The sequence below is a fragment of the Nitrospira sp. Ecomares 2.1 genome, from assembly GCF_965152585.1.
In genome coordinates this window covers 3,691,768-3,707,320 of the sequence record NZ_OZ224219.1, presented here as the reverse complement: position 1 = coordinate 3,707,320, position 15,553 = coordinate 3,691,768, and the positions used below count along the sequence as shown (strand labels likewise).

Here is a 15,553-nt window from a genome sequence, read left to right as displayed (position 1 = left end):
AATGAGTGTATGGACGGAACACTTAAACAAGAAGCCACTCACGCGGTTGACACGGCAATTTTATTGACGTCGGTCGGCGTCTTTAATTCTGGCTGTGCCGGGACGGGTGACGCGGTTCCCAGTCCCTTGACTCGGGTCGGCGGCATGACGCTGTTTCAACGGGCGGTGTTCACGTTGCAGCGAGGAGGGATTTCTCAAATATGGGTATTGGCCGGGCCTGAAGAACAAGCGCTTCGTCAATTACTTCGGGAAGATAACCGGATACAGGCCGCCGTTCGTTGGCTTCCTGTCCGTGAATTTCCTCCTCATGACCCTCAGACTTGGGAAGCGCTTGCGGAAGAGATCAATGGAGCTTGTATGATCGTGGGTTGCCATACAGTGTACTCTCCGACATTGATCCAACGCTTGCGGGCTGAAGGATCTCAAGGAAAAGCGGTTGTGGTCGTTGGCCATCCTGAGGAGGGGCATCACCGAGGAAATCCTGGTGTGGCGTTCCGGCCTGAAGGAATTGAAGGACGATCAACTTCAACTGTGGTCTTCCATGACCAGGCGGTATCCCAAACCTCACAGTCCAAAACCGACAGTCAGACTTCTGAGCGGAGCCGGTTGCCGCTGGTTGGAGATCTTCTGGTTCTCCCTGCCCGACTCCTGGGTATTTCAGGCGTGTTGCATGCCAATGGGACCAATCCACTCCGGTTGGCACTGGAGCAAGCGGCTGTGGAAGGGACGATTCAAACCATCGGCGGAGCTTCTCATTGGTTCAGGGATGTCCGTGGCCCAAAGGGACCACAACTCGCGGAGCGGACGCTGTTGCAGGCACTTCAGACACTGAAAGGCGGCTTGGATGGGTTGGTGGATCGATATGTAAATCGGAAATGTTCCGGTCTGCTCACTCAGGGGTTTTTGCGTTTGGGATGGTCACCGAACATGATTACGATGCTATCCATGGTCGTGGGACTCGTGGCCGCCGGGCTGTTTGTGCCTGGGTCCTGGAAACTCGCCATTTTCGGTGGACTGATTTTGCAATTATCTGTGATTATTGATTGTTGTGATGGAGAAGTGGCCAGGCTGACGTTTTCTGAGTCAAAGTTTGGGCAGGAACTCGATATTTGGGCAGATAATGTTGTGCATATCGTGTTGTTTGCCGCCATTGCCTGCGGGGCGTTTCTCCATGGGCCGTGGGAACATACGCACCTTCCTCTTCTGCTTGGGGCCTCAGCCGTCTTAGCCAATGTCGTGTCGTTGCTGTTAGTTAATCATGCCAGGCACTTGCGATCCCGTCCTCGTGAGCCTCGGCAATTCACTGAACAGGAGCAAGCTAATATCGAATTTATGTTGGGCAATGTCGCCAATCGCGATTTTTCGATCATCGTCTTGTTGGGTGCTGGTTTTGGCCTCCTGCACTGGTTTTTGGCCCTGGCCGCAATTGGCTCGTGGCTCTTTGTCATGTCGATGGCCTGGATGCTTCGCCGTAGTCTCATCTCTCGTGCTTAAACTGCTTTTCCTGGTCGTTGGCCTCACGGCTTTGGTCGGAATTATTCTCCACATCGGCCTCGAACCGATTCAGCACACCGTTTCTCACTTAGGCCTCCTACATCTCCTACTCATCCTCATTCCCATGGTTTTCGTATATGGGTTGGAGGCTTTGGGATGGCAATTCACGCTGGGTTTCCATGCTCGAAAGGTCGGGTTCATGCGATTATTTGCCATTAGGATGGCTGGCGAAACCGTGAATGTCACGACTCCCACGGCCTATGTCGGTGGCGAACCTCTGAAGGCCTACCTCCTGAAACGTTACGGGGTGCCGATGGTGGAGGGATTGGCGTCCGTGATTACCGCGAAGACCACGATGACCTTCGCACAAGTGCTTTTTATCTTGTTGGGGTTGGCCTTGGCTTTTTGGATACTTGGCGATTCAGGTCATTACTGGGTGGCGATGTTGGTCAGTGTCGGAGTGTTAGCGTTTGGCGTCGGGCTGTTTGTGCTGCTCCAACGCCACGGTCTCGGTATGGGGTGCTTGGGCCTATTGCGAGCATGCGGTATCAGGTTCACCTTTCTTGAAAAACGAGAAGCTCAACTCCAGGAGCTGGACGGCACGATTCGGAAATTTTATTCTCAGCACCGGGAGACCTTTTATGCGGCGTTGGCTGTATTTTTTCTGGCATGGATGATGGAAACGCTTGAGGTGTATGCCATACTCTACTTTCTCGATGTGAGCATCGATGTGTGGGTAGCCATATCAATTGCGGCGCTCACCGTGCTCATCAAGGGCGGAACATTTTTTATTCCCGGAAGCCTGGGTGCGCAAGAAGGGGGATACACCTTACTATTGATGACTTTTGGCTACTCGGAAGTGACGGGAATCACCTTTGCCCTTATTCGACGAATGCGAGAAATTCTCTGGATTGGCTTTGGTCTTGTGTGCCTGATGCTCCTGAAAGGCCATGACGGTGGATCGGATCAGATACACTCGATGGAACGGTCGGGGGACAAATAGGCTAAGTGAAGATATCCGGTGACTTGAACTCTTCGGGTCTATTGTGAATAATCGGACCCTCACGGATTTTCAGACGAGACGAGAAAGGATTTGGGAACGATGGATATTGAACTGGGAACGAATACCCTCAGGAATACCGATGGTGTCTTTATCGCTCATGGCAAAGAACAGCTTCGTATTGAGTGGTTGGAAGAGGAGAAAAAACTGGCATTGAGTATGGGGGTGTTTATGCCCACGGGAACGGAAGTGGCCAAGTTGCAACGCAATGCCTGGGAACATAATTCCGGCGATCGGTTTGTCCTCACTGAGTTGCCGGATAGAGTGAAGGTCGAAGATACAACCCTGAAAACTCTCGTCTTGGAAATACACAAAAAATCTCACGAAGCCGTGGCTATCCCTTCGGCAAAATTCTATACCTCGAAAGGCACCTTGTCTGAAATCTCCCTTGAATGGTGGCGGGTTGGTAATAAAATGGAGCTGGCCGGCATTGATATGGACCTCGAGGGCGGCAGTGTCGAATTCCCCGAATAACTCCTCCTCGGCCATTCTCCGTTTTTTTCAAAGGTATCGGGTTATGTCCAATATGTTGTGATGCTCTCTGGCCTCTTTCTTGGAGTTTACCAGTGATGGATGACTCCCCTTCAGTTAATTAATAATGTGGAAACCGTCGCCATGAATTTGGATCCCAGATCAATGGCGCACATATTTCTTTGTGATTGAGCAAAGGTTTTAGCAAGAGTCAGGCAGGCGGGATTCTGCGGGGTCGTGGCTATTCTGTCGTCGATTTTCTAAAGGCCATGGAGAATGGCCATGCAAAAAAAGTGTATCTACTTCACTGCCGTTTTGGCGCGGGCCATCATGCGGCAAAAGGAGCAGGTTCCCGCAGTTGTGGGTTGGCTGCACACGCTACAGGGTTGCAATGTGGTTTGGTCAATTTCGCTCATGGATGGGGCGACGGAAGAGGATTTTTCCTGTCTATCAAGGAACCCCCAGTAAAATCGTTGCTTGGTTCCCGGAGATTCTGCTTCTAAGCGATTCAACGCGTCTTTATACACTAACATCTTCGCACCTTTGGCCATCGGGCATTCTTCAACCAAATAGTCAATCCGGTTGACCACGGCATAGGCGGCAATTTCCCGTTCGGTCATGCGGTAGAGCGGTTTCACTTTTTTGGCAAAACCTTCGACGGATGCGGGAAGGCTTGGTGATTGTTTCTGCAAATATTCCTCCTGCCACTGCAGAACATTCCCCAGAAGTCTGGCAGCCTCATCATCTAAATTATGGCCTGTGGCCATCACGTTGTAATGGTTTTGCCAGGCCACCCGATTGAATTGATACCGTTTAATTGTGCCACAGGCTGAGCAGGTCGGGCGTTTGATCATATTGGCTAATTCTTTAATTCCCGCTCCTGCATCTTCTTCCACGGTATGAATGGTGAGTTGGGACCCGCAGGGTTCAGCCACCACTTTTGCAAACTGTTCGACTTTTTCTTTTGATCGGCTGGAATAACCGGGAATGCCTAAATCCACGTATAGTGCATCGACCCGGTAGCCTAATTTCAGCAGAATTTCCCATAGGGTCAGACTGTCCTTCCCTCCGGATACGGCAACCAGAATGCGATCTTCAGGGGAAAACATCCGTTGAGCCTTAATGGCTCGTTGCACCTGGGTTCGCACAAATTCAGTGAGGCAGTCCCCACAAAACGCCGTATTGTGCCTTGGCAGTCCCAGTACCGCCCGTTTTGGACATTTTCGACAGCGCATACGTTTACCCTCCGGATATGACCGGGCGGATTTCAATGCTATCCCCATCCGCCACGGTTTCGTCTTCGGTCATGAGGTCCTGCCCTCGGATGATCAGGAAGGCCTCGGGGATTAAATTGAGTTCTTTGAAAATGTCGGCAACCCGTTTGGGTCCCTGGAGCACCACGTCACGGGTGGGATGGCTGAGATGGACTTTCATGGGTTCGAATCATAAAGACAGGTTCATGGGATTGGCAACTTATTAAATTAGGCTACTTTTTATCTTAACCAGAGGTAAACGTTTTGTTACTGCTATTGAGTCGGCCGGGCCGTTTGCTTTAATACCTATTGGGTAAGAATGTAGAGTGGAAGGATGAGCTATGATAGGATGCAGATACTCACCTTTCTCACAAAATAAACCCTCGTCACGCGAGATAGCTCACTTATTATGGATAACGAAGGAGCAAGAATGAAACCCGCATGTGATTCGCTGGACCAGCTTTGTATTAACACCATTCGTACCTTATCGATGGATGCGGTGCAGGCCGCGAACTCCGGGCATCCCGGTACCCCAATGGCTCTGGCGCCGGTCGCCTACTGGCTCTGGAATCGGATCCTGCGTTCTGATCCCGACGATCCCATCTGGCCGAATCGGGACCGGTTTATTCTCTCAGCCGGGCATGCGTCGATGTTGCTCTATTCCTTGTTGCATCTCTGTGGGGTGAAGTCGGTGAACGGACAATATGAACACCTCGGCGAGCCCTCAGTCACATTGGAGGATATCAAACGGTTTCGGCAATTAGAGAGTAAATGTCCTGGTCATCCTGAATATCGTTGGACATCTGGTATCGAGACCACAACCGGACCTTTAGGGCAAGGGGTGGCGACAAGTGTCGGTATGGCGATTGCCCAACAATGGATGGCGGGGTATTTTAATCGGCCAGATTTTGAAATGTTTAATTACAATGTGTATTCCATCTGTGGTGATGGATGTCTCATGGAGGGAGTGTCATCGGAGGCGGCGTCTCTTGCCGGACATCTTAAGTTGTCAAATCTCTGTTGGATCTACGACAACAATAAGATCACCATTGAAGGCCCTACGGACTTGGCCTTTAGCGAAGATGTGGCTACCAGGTTTATCGCCTATGGGTGGAATGTGACCCGTGTGGGTGATGCCAATGATCTTAATATGCTGGATCGCGCCTTTGGCACATTCTTGAAGGAATTAGAACGTCCAACGTTGATCATTGTGGATAGCCATATTGGGTATGGAGCTCCGAATAAACAGGATACGCATTCCGCTCATGGTGAACCGTTGGGCGAAGAAGAAATTCGTTTGGCCAAGCGTCATTATGGTTGGCCGGAAGATGCCAAATTTCTTGTGCCCGATGATGTGCCGACTCATTTTCAAGAGGGGATTGGGAAGCGAGGCAAAGATTTGCGTGGTGCCTGGATGGCCCGTTTTAAAGACTATCAGACCAAATATCCGGAATTGGCTACTCACTTGTATCAGATGCAGCATAGACAATTACCAGAGGGATGGGACCGTAAAGTTCCTGTTTTCCCGCCTGATGCCAAGGGGCTTGCCGGTCGGGAAGTGTCTGGAATTGTATTAAATGCGTTGGCAGCGACGATTCCTTGGCTTCTTGGCGGGGCCGCAGATTTGGCTCCGTCCACAAAGACTCGATTAACCTTTGAGGGAGCAGGGGATTTGACCGCCAGCAATCAATCAGGACGAAATATCCATTTCGGCGTTCGAGAGCATGCGATGGGTGCTATCGTGAATGGCCTGTCTTTGTCAAAAGTCCGCCCTTATGGCTCAGGATTTCTCATCTTTAGCGATTATGCCAGACCGGCTATCCGGTTAAGTGCCTTAATGGAAATTCCCGTTGTGCATATCTTTACCCATGATTCTATTGGGGTAGGAGAAGATGGGCCGACACACCAGCCCATTGAACAAATCTCTTCGCTTCGGGCGATTCCAGGGTTAATGGTGTTTCGCCCTGGCGATGCCAACGAAATTGTTGAAGCGTGGAAGGTAATTATGGAATTGCGGCATGAACCGGTGATTATGATTCTCTCCCGGCAGGCGATTCCCACGTTGGATCGCATGAAATATGCGTCTGCAGCCGGCGTAGCCAAAGGCGCCTATGTATTGGCGGACCCATTGGATGGCTATCCCGAGGTATTATTGCTTGGAACAGGAAGCGAAGTGCCATTGTGTGTGCAAGCCTATGAGCAATTGGCCGCTGAAGGGATTAAAAGTCGGGTCGTCAGTATGCCTTCTTGGGAGTTATTCGAACAACAATCGGAAGACTATCGTCGCTCGGTTATTCCCTCCGATGTCCTCGCGCGGGTATCGGTTGAACAAGCGTCCGTCTTTGGATGGGCGAATTATGTCGGGACCGATGGTCGGTCAATTGGCATGAAAACATTTGGCGCCTCGGCTCCACTCAAGGAGTTAGCCAAAAAATTTGGGTTTACGGTTGAGCATGTAGTGGCCGCAGCGAAGGAGCAGATCGCACGGCACCAACCTCACACCATCAGCTCTCAACGCTAACCATTTTTTTAAAGGAAACATCACCATGAATCCACTCGTTCAACTTCGTGAAATGGGCCAAAGTCCCTGGTATGACTATATTCGTCGGGGTTTGATTACCTCTGGAGAACTTGAGGCATTAATTGAGAACGATGGTCTCATGGGCATGACCTCGAATCCCTCGATTTTTGAAAAAGCGATTGCCGGGAGTGCGGATTATGATGAGGCGATTGCAGAGGTCGCGTCTCAGGTTACGAGCGTCAAGCAGATATATGAAGGAGTGGCCATTCAAGACATCCAGGATGCCGCCGACTTGATGCGGCCCGTCTATGATGCCTCGGATGGTCGTGACGGCTATGTGAGCTTGGAGGTCTCTCCGGACTTGGCTTTTGATACGCAAGGCACCATCGATGAAGCCGTCCGTTTGTGGAAAACCGTGAGCCGGGATAATGTCATGATTAAAGTACCAGGAACTCCGGAAGGGCTACCCGCCATCGAGGAGCTTCTGTCCCAGGGCATCAATATCAATGTGACCCTGTTATTCAGTGTGTTGATGTATGAGCAGGTGGCCTGGAGTTATATCCGTGGGTTGAAACGGTTGGCCGCGCATGGGGGGAATTTACATCGCGTCGCGTCGGTGGCCAGCTTTTTCGTCAGCCGGATTGATAGTTTGATTGATAAAAAATTGGACGAGAAAATCGCAAAAGAATCTCGTCCCGCCCAACGAGCGATGTTGGAAAGTCTTATGGGAAAGGTTGCTATTGCCAATGCCAAGTTGGCCTATCAAATCTTTCAGGAAGTCTTTGCGAGTGCTGAATTTCAACTTCTCAAAGTAGAAGGTGCCCGCGTTCAGCGGGTCCTTTGGGCCAGTACCGGCACGAAAAATCCCAAATATCCGGATACCTATTATGTCGATAATCTTATCGGTCCGGATACGGTGAATACGATGCCTGAAGCGACATTTATGGCTTTCCGGGACCATGGAACAGTGAAGAATACGATCCAGGAAGGCCTGGCTGAAGCCAAAGTCACCATGCAGCAGTTGGCCGAGGCCGGAATTTCGATGGAGGAGGTGACCGATACTCTCCTGAAAGATGGCGCAAAATTGTTTCTGGATGCCTTTGATCAATTAATGGGCGTGATTAACGGGAAGCGCGCGAAAATATTAGCGAAGAATGTGGATCGGGTCACCTAATTCAATCGGCCCTCTGTAGCCGATTGACGAGGCGATAAAAGAACCACAATCTGGTCAGCCGTTCGTGAAGCGTTGATCCAACCGTTTGGTATCACGGTTCCGCTCATCATGAGAATATTCGGAATGCGCTGGGACGGTTGCGGATCACGGAACTCTCATTTTTTAATATAGCCCCATTGCTGTCTTTGGCAAAAGAAATCAAGGAAGCGGGTTTCAAACATGTTCGGGTCCTGAACATGGGGGAAGCAGCTTGTGTCCGGAAGTCTGGCGTATGACCTTTGGCGTCATTGCCGGATATGTCGAATTGCAAGTGTTGGATAGCGCGGTGCCCTCGCCGGCACTATGGGATCTGGGTGCGTGGTTAGAACGGTTAGTGGCTGAAAGTACGAGGAAAGAAAGGGAATAATTCCGATGATGGGAAATGCGTAGGGGCACCTGAGGTCTATGGCAAGACCGGGTCTTTGCCTCCATCCCATATAAACAAGAGATTGATGCCACACAGGGAGCCAAGGTGAAGGCTCTTGAACAAGCCGGGTATCCGGTGATTCGCATCAACGTCGCTGCCCTGGTTAATCTTGGTAAGCCATTTTTTTAATGGTAAATGGCGCCGGCGGTAATTGGAGGGCTGTTAGAGATAATCGCGTTTGGTCAGCCAAACGTCCAGGAAAGTAAGGAACACCAGAAGAAATATTTTGAAGCCTTTACCCGGACGGCACTTTGCCCGACTACCTACCTTACTCATTGATGGCAATGGCACAGTCTTGACCGATAAAAAAATGCTTCAGTCCTGTAAAGGTAATGCTTCATTGGAAACCGTGCTGAGGGGGCATCTCGCTCGTATTAAAACAGGTGATTATTTCGCCATCAATGCTACGTGGAGGATACCCATGCCGTTCGTGCAATTTTTCATCTCATGCGCACCAACATTCATGAGATCAAACAGGACGCGACCACATGGGTATGGCCCACGGTTTTTTGCATTCAACCGGACAATTGCATAACCTCGGTTCCGATTCTGGTGGGTCAATTCAGGTGATATGTGATGACCGGGAGGAATTTCCCATGCCGATGAACCATATTCGTTTGAGGTGTTGAAAGCCGGGCAAGTATTGAGTGATATGCAAGGCCTAAGCAGTCGTCAACGTTGGGTCAATCGTCTCCAGCTAGGGGCCGATGTTGAAAAGGGGTTGGTTCGTCTGGAGCGATTGATGGAAACCAACATCGGTCTGCATGCTCGCCAGGCATAATTAAGGATGAGGATGTTGAGCAGTTTTGGCGAGCAGTGAAGCGAGGGTAACCCTCTAAAGTATTCTCAATGGGGTTACTTGAGCGACGGGCTGGACTAAATTTTTCGCCAATGGTGGCCGCCTGCATGAATGAGTCTGTCGGCTTCGACTGGTCCCCAACTCCCGGCTGGATACTCTGGCAACCACTTGGTTTCGTACGCACTCCAACCTTCAAGGATATCTGTGACCCATTTCCACGAGGCCTCAACGGCATCCCGCCTCATGAATAAAGATGTATCCCCGGCCATGACATCTAACAACAATCGCTCGTAGGCTTCCGGGGACGGTGCCTTAAAGGCATCGCCGTAGTGAAAGTCCATCTCCACGGGATGAGTTCTCGCTTTGGAGCCAGGCACTTTTGAAATAATGCGAAGAGCCATGCCCTCTTCGGGTTGAATGCGAAGCGTGAGCAAATTGGGAGCCTGGGGAATTTGTGGATTGGCATTAAATAGAATCTGGGGAATGTCCTTGAATTGAACGGCGATTTCGCTGGCTCGTGTCGGCATGGCTTTTCCAGTGCGAATATAGAATGGCACTCCGGCCCAGCGCCAGTTTTCCACAAAGACTTTTAAGGCAACGAATGTTTCCGTGGTGGAGTCAGGTTGAACTCCTTCCTCTCGTCGATAGCCTGGTACCTCCTGGCCCTTGATGTTGCCGTGGGCATACTGAGCGCGAACGGTCATCTTTTCGACGTCTTCTCCACGAATTGGGCGCAGTCCGCGTAACACATCCATTCGAGCGTTCCGAACCACATCGGGGTCCAGCGAGTAGGGGGGCTCCATTGCAATCAGACAGAGCAATTGCAAAATGTGATTTTGCACCATGTCTCGAAGGGCTCCTGCTCCCTCGTAATAGGTGGCTCGCGTGCCAAGGGTAACGGCTTCGCTGACGGTCAATTGCACGTGGTCGATATATTTATGGTTCCATAGCGGTTCAAAAATGGAGTTAGCGAACCGCATAACCATAATATTCTGGACAGTTTCCTTCCCGAGATAATGATCGATGCGAAAAATTTGTGCTTCATCGAAGACATTTCCAATAGCCGTATTAATGGCTTGAGCGGAAGACAAATCGTGTCCAATTGGTTTTTCCACAATGACTCGGGAGTATGTGTCCTCTTGATCAGGCGCAGCCACTAACCCGGCGTTCTGGAGCCCCTCACATGCGGGCGCAAAAGAAGTTGGCGGGATGGCTAAATAAAAGATGCGATTGCCTGGTAGTTTGAACGGTGATTCAATCTCCTTTAGTCGTTTCCGGATTGTTCCATAGTAGTCGGAGGCGACAATATCCCCTGCACAATAAAACAAGCGACTTTGGAAAGATTTCCACTTGTCGGGTTCAAGCGTTTGCCGGGAAAACTTTTCAATGCCTTTACGGGCGATACTGCGAAAATCATCATCCGACAGAGGTTTCCGTCCTAACCCCAGTACGGCAAAATTGTCCGGTAGCAAGCCGTCCAGGAGAAGGTTGTAGAGGGCAGGCAGAAGTTTGCGTTGGGTCAGATCGCCTGAGGCACCAAAGATGACTATCGTGCATGATTGAGTCGATGCAGTTCGGTTAGCCGTGACGGGTGTGTCGATTTTAGGAGAAGAATCACTCGGTGACATGTTGACCTCGCAAGAAACGGGTTATAGTCGGACGCTATGTCCCCCAAAAGCCTTTCGCAGTGCTGCTAACATTTTTTCCGCGAAGGAGGTGTTCTGCCGGGAGCGGAATCGCGTGAATAACGCGGTCGTCAGAGTGGGAACCGGTACGTCCTTTTCAATGGCATCCATAACCATCCATCGTCCCTCGCCGGAATCCTGAACGTAGCCTTGTAATTGTTCCAGCTTAGGATCCTGTTTAAGTGCTCCGGCTGCTAGTTCAAGTAGCCAGGACCTGACTACACTGCCATGCATCCATAGATCGGCGATTGCGGGGAGATTCAAGTTATATTCACTTTTGGACATGAGCTCGAAGCCTTCCGCATATCCCTGCATCATACTATATTCAATGCCATTGTGAACCATCTTGACGTAATGTCCAGCGCCATGGTCCCCCACATGGGCCCATCCATTTTCCGGAGCCAAAGTTGTGAGGATGGGGGCCAATCGTTTGACGGGTTCCGGTTTTCCACCAACCATCAAACAATAGCCGACTTGCAATCCCCAAATACCACCGCTGGTTCCAGCATCAATATAATGGATGCCATGGGGGTGAAGATCGGCAGCCCGGCGAACGTCATCATGAAATTTTGTATTGCCTCCATCGATGATGATATCGTTCACCTCCAGGATCTTTCCAAGATATTGTACGGTCTCTTCAGTGGGTGGCCCTGAGGGTACCATGACCCATACCACTCGCGGTTTGGGTAATTTGGTGATCAAATCTTCCAATGACGAAGCCGCAGTTGCCCCTTTTGTTTCGGCCTCGGTGATTAGGGCCGCCGAGCGGTCATAGGCCACGACCCGATGTCCTCCCTGGCTCAATCGAGTGACCATGTTCATCCCCATTTTGCCGAGTCCAATAAAACCGATGTCCATATGCGATTCTCCTATGATCACGGTTGGCGGGCGCTTCATTTCTCAATGGGACTGACGTGAGGGCGATGATGACGGTCGATGACGCCTCACGACCGTGTGGGCAGCCCGTTTCGTATTGAGAGCCAGATCAAGATTGCAGGCGGCCGTAATGAGAGCAAAATGCGTAAAGGCCTGGGGGAAATTTCCTAACTGTTCACCCGAGTGTGAGACTTCCTCGGCATATAATCGAAGATGATTTGCATAGCTTAACATTTTTTCAAAGATCAGTCGCGCTTCCGTCAATCGCCCAGCTTTCGTCAGGGCTTCCACAAGCCAAAAGGTACACATGCTAAAGGTGCCTTCTTCGCTGTCCAGGCCATCCGATGCGGCCTTCCCGTTTTCATAACGGTACACGAGGCTTCCTAATGCCAGTTGCTCGAGTGTGCGGTCAATGGTTGAGAGCATGCGAGGATCGGTGGGAGACACGAAGAACACGAGAGGCATGATCAGGTTGGCGGCATCCAACGCTTCGCTGTCGTAGGATTGGACAAAGGCCCCAATCTCGGCATTCCAACCCCGTTCCATAATTTCCCGGTAGATCCGGTCGCGTTCCTCCATCCATCGAGCCCTGTTACCTGGAAATCCTCGTTTATCGGCTAAACGAATGCCGCGGTCTAAGGCTACCCAGCACATTACTTTGGAATAGACAAAATGACGGCGTCCTCCTCTGACTTCCCAAATGCCTTCATCAGGTTGCTCCCAATTGTTGCAGACGAAATCCAGGAGACGACAGAGATTCACCCAGAGATCGTAGGAAATGGACGCGCCGTGTTTATTGTAAAGGTAGACGGCGTCCATCAGTGCGCCATACATATCCATTTGCAGTTGAGAAGCGGCGCCATTGCCGATGCGAACAGGGCGGGAACTGCGATGGCCATCCAGGTGGGGCAATTCTTCTTCGGTCAGATCACGACGACCGTCGATGCCATACATCAATTGGATAGATCCGTCCGGATTGAGTTCGCAACAACGGGCATTGAGCCAATCCATGAACCGACTGGCTTCCACCGTAAATCCCAGACGTAATAGCCCATATATAGAAAAGGCCGCATCCCGAATCCAGGTATAGCGATAGTCCCAATTTCGAGGGCCCCCGATATTTTCAGGAAGACTGGTTGTGGGAGCCGCTACAATGGCTCCGGTGGGAGCATAGGTCAGGAGTTTGAGGGCTAAGGCGGAACGATGGACCACTTCCCGCCATCGACCATCGTATTGGCATTGTGCCAGCCAGCGCTGCCAGAAGGCGGAGGTGTTGCGAAAGGCTTCGTCGCCGGATTCGGGGGTGGATAACAACTGGTCGCCGTTTTTGACTTCCAAGTATTCCAAAAAAAAGGTCAGGCTTTCGCCCTGATGGAGTGTGAATTCCTGATAAGCGAAGTTTTCCCGCGTATGAAGGGGAATGGGACTGACCAATCCCACGGATTGATCTCCGGATTGAAAGATGATGCCTTTTGGTCGGGTCTCGATGTCATGAGGATTCCTGCCAAAATTAAATGCGGGCGTGCATTCAAGTCGAAAGGTGACGGTTCCACGGACAACTGAGAGCATTCGGATAATTTGGTGGCGGCGAGGCCGGTATCCGGCTTCGTCCGATTCGATGGGCATGAAGTCAGTGAGTTCGCCGACCCCATCATGTTGCAGAAACCGGGTCAGCAGAATATTGGTTTCCGGCAGGTACATTTGTCGGGTATTGCCATTGGTGACGGGGGCAATCTTGAAATATCCTCCAATTTTATGATCAAGAATGGCTCCAAATATGCTGGGGGAGTCAAATCGTGGAAGGCAACACCAATCAATGGATCCATCGATACCGACAAGAGCGATAGTATGCAGGTCCCCGATAATCCCGTAATCGCCGATGTTTTTATAGCTCACGGATAGTTCTCATCAGAAGAAATATGGCTGAATCAAGAAAGACGAAAACTAATATACCCAAAATAGAACAATAAGCACTACATATAGCGATAAAATAATTATTAAGGCTCAATATCTAGACTTAGTTTAACCCAAGGACGAAATTTAAAATTATGCGCAGCGCATCTGCGGAGTATTTCTTCCCGTGATCAAAATCCGAAATGGCGTTAAGATTTAGGGGAGGGGTAAACATGAAAAATCAAGCAGTAACCAGTGTTACACCATGATATCAATGAGTCGTGTTGAGAGATCTATCTGGAGTGGTGGTTCTTCGGAGTGTTTCCCAAAATTTTGTTGAGGGGTTTTTCTGTTGCGGCTAAAAAAATTTCCTTTCTGACCCACATCTCCATCCTCCACTGCTGAGGAGGACTGAATTGGAGGAAGAGGTGGCGGGGATGAATTGGTGATTTCCATAGTGCACCTTTACATTTGTGGGTGATTATGGTGGTTTGTGAGGCGTTTCCCTCTCTTATTACTACTTTTCGTCAAAATTTTCTCAATCTTAAATGCAAGGGTAGAAAGATGTCGTCAGTTAGTAAGCAGGGCATCCTTTGGTCTTGCCTATGCTTCTCCAAATTCTCCGAGTCTCCAATGCGTTCGAGCCTGGGCAGAGGAATTCCATTGCAAAATGAGTTTGTCTTCTTTCCTAATTAATGACAAAAAGTTGGTATGGCCATATAATCAAATGAAATGACGCCACAAACTTCTCCGTCTTCGACGGGTCTTGATCTCTCGCGTGTGTCCTTTACCCTCCGAAACCATCTTCCGTTCACTGCCGAACTTGAGCAATGCATACCGTTGGCGGGCGATGCTTCGAACCGTCGTTATTACCGTTTGCACTTGTCCATGGCTCCAGTTACTTCTCTGATTCTGATGCAGTTAGCCGACCCGGAAGGCTTTAAAGTCTCTGAGGAGGCTGTAAGTGGGGCCGGGGGAGAAATCACCGAATTGCCGTTCACGAATATTCTGAAACATCTGCAAAAGAATGGCGTTCAGGTTCCCGTGTTATATTTTTACGATGAATCCTCTGGCCTGCTCTATCTTGAGGATTTTGGTGACGTGACGCTGGCCCAAGCCTGGCAGAAGTCTTCTCCCGGCACGGGGGAGGATCTATACTGCCAGGCCATTGATCAACTCGTTCACCTTCATCTCCAGGCCTCACGTGCTTCTACTTTTCCCTGTGTGGCCTTTACACGATCTTTTGATGTGGCCCTGTATCTCTGGGAGTTTGACCATTTTTTGGAATATGGCATTGTGGCGAGAGGTCGGCCCATGTGTGTCGACGATTATATGCCAGTCCGAGAGGAATTCAAGGAGATTGCTGAATGGTTGACTGCGCAACCGCAGGTATTTACCCATCGTGATTACCATTCCCGTAACTTGATGGTGGATGGGGAACGTTTGGGCGTCATTGATTTTCAAGATGCCTTGATGGGCCCTGTCACATATGATCTTGCCTCCCTGCTGAGGGATTCCTACATCTCTCTCGATGAGGAGCTAATCGATCGTCTTATTGCTCGTTACATAGAAGGAATGCGGAAGAATTTATCATTGTCGCAACAATCGGCTATGCTATTACATGATCCTGTGGCGTTTCGTCGGCTATTTGATTTTACGAGTATTCAACGCAATCTGAAGGCTGCCGGGCGGTTCGTATACATTGATCGTGTGAAAGGGAATTCAAGCTTTTTGGCCTCAATTCCTCAGACATTAAAGAATGTTCGTGCTAATTTAGATAAATATCCCCAACTCCACCGACTGCTCACCCATCTCTCTCCGTATATTCCTGAATGGCGCTAACTTCTTGCTTATTATGAAG

Annotated in this window: 13 protein-coding genes; 8 read left to right on the top strand and 5 right to left on the bottom strand. The window is 50.1% G+C overall.

Features of this window, described 5'->3' with window-relative positions; genetic code table 11:
* Nucleotides 1-9 precede the first annotated feature (9 nt).
* From ACWHYD_RS16375 to ACWHYD_RS16365, 3 genes are all read left to right on the top strand, one after another.
* Complete coding sequence (locus ACWHYD_RS16375; RefSeq protein WP_447963094.1) at nucleotides 10-1,494, top strand: CDP-alcohol phosphatidyltransferase family protein; 1,485 nt, start codon at nucleotides 10-12, stop codon at nucleotides 1,492-1,494.
* Nucleotides 1,487-2,497: a flippase-like domain-containing protein gene (locus tag ACWHYD_RS16370; protein ID WP_447963093.1), complete on the top strand. Its 1,011-nt coding sequence runs from the start codon at nucleotides 1,487-1,489 to the stop codon at nucleotides 2,495-2,497. Before ACWHYD_RS16375 ends, ACWHYD_RS16370 begins: the two co-directional genes overlap by 8 nt.
* A 99-nt stretch (nucleotides 2,498-2,596) precedes the next feature.
* On the top strand, nucleotides 2,597-3,028 hold the full coding sequence (locus ACWHYD_RS16365) for a hypothetical protein (RefSeq protein ID WP_447963092.1): 432 nt from the start codon (nucleotides 2,597-2,599) through the stop codon (nucleotides 3,026-3,028).
* A 296-nt stretch (nucleotides 3,029-3,324) separates the two neighbouring features.
* Here the strand turns inward: ACWHYD_RS16365 and ACWHYD_RS16360 are convergent, their stop codons facing one another.
* A complete protein-coding gene (locus ACWHYD_RS16360) occupies nucleotides 3,325-4,260 on the bottom strand; it encodes an ATP-binding protein (RefSeq protein WP_447963091.1) in 936 nt (311 codons plus the stop codon).
* Nucleotides 4,261-4,264: 4 nt separating this feature from the next.
* Nucleotides 4,265-4,459 (bottom strand): MoaD/ThiS family protein, encoded by a 195-nt coding sequence (locus ACWHYD_RS16355; RefSeq protein ID WP_447963090.1) that lies wholly within the window; start codon nucleotides 4,457-4,459, stop codon nucleotides 4,265-4,267.
* Nucleotides 4,460-4,708: 249 nt separating this feature from the next.
* Here ACWHYD_RS16355 and tkt point away from each other — a divergent pair, with 249 nt between their 5' ends.
* The 4 genes from tkt (at nucleotide 4,709) to ACWHYD_RS16335 (ending at nucleotide 9,220) form a co-directional block, all read left to right on the top strand.
* Entirely contained in the window at nucleotides 4,709-6,799 is a 2,091-nt protein-coding gene (tkt, locus tag ACWHYD_RS16350; RefSeq protein ID WP_447963089.1) for a transketolase, read from the top strand.
* Between the two features lie 25 nt (nucleotides 6,800-6,824).
* A complete protein-coding gene (tal, locus tag ACWHYD_RS16345; protein ID WP_447963088.1) occupies nucleotides 6,825-7,973 on the top strand; it encodes a transaldolase in 1,149 nt (382 codons plus the stop codon).
* A gap of 271 nt (nucleotides 7,974-8,244) precedes the next feature.
* Entirely contained in the window at nucleotides 8,245-8,379 is a 135-nt protein-coding gene (locus tag ACWHYD_RS16340) for a hypothetical protein (protein WP_447963087.1), read from the top strand.
* A gap of 685 nt (nucleotides 8,380-9,064) precedes the next feature.
* Nucleotides 9,065-9,220: a hypothetical protein gene (locus tag ACWHYD_RS16335; protein ID WP_447963086.1), complete on the top strand. Its 156-nt coding sequence runs from the start codon at nucleotides 9,065-9,067 to the stop codon at nucleotides 9,218-9,220.
* Nucleotides 9,221-9,315: 95 nt separating this feature from the next.
* Here ACWHYD_RS16335 and zwf read toward each other — a convergent pair whose 3' ends face one another.
* From zwf to ACWHYD_RS16320, 3 genes are read right to left on the bottom strand one after another with little or no spacing between them, the layout of a single operon-like run.
* Entirely contained in the window at nucleotides 9,316-10,866 is a 1,551-nt protein-coding gene (gene zwf / locus ACWHYD_RS16330; protein ID WP_447963085.1) for a glucose-6-phosphate dehydrogenase, read from the bottom strand.
* A 21-nt stretch (nucleotides 10,867-10,887) separates the two neighbouring features.
* Nucleotides 10,888-11,781 carry a phosphogluconate dehydrogenase (NAD(+)-dependent, decarboxylating) gene (gene gnd / locus ACWHYD_RS16325; protein WP_447963084.1) on the bottom strand — a complete coding sequence of 298 codons (894 nt, stop codon included), beginning with the start codon at nucleotides 11,779-11,781 and terminating at the stop codon, nucleotides 10,888-10,890.
* A 42-nt stretch (nucleotides 11,782-11,823) separates the two neighbouring features.
* A complete protein-coding gene (locus ACWHYD_RS16320) occupies nucleotides 11,824-13,695 on the bottom strand; it encodes a glycoside hydrolase family 15 protein (protein ID WP_447963083.1) in 1,872 nt (623 codons plus the stop codon).
* A 729-nt stretch (nucleotides 13,696-14,424) separates the two neighbouring features.
* Here ACWHYD_RS16320 and ACWHYD_RS16315 point away from each other — a divergent pair.
* Nucleotides 14,425-15,534: an aminoglycoside phosphotransferase family protein gene (locus ACWHYD_RS16315; RefSeq protein WP_447963082.1), complete on the top strand. Its 1,110-nt coding sequence runs from the start codon at nucleotides 14,425-14,427 to the stop codon at nucleotides 15,532-15,534.
* Nucleotides 15,535-15,553 lie beyond the last annotated feature (19 nt).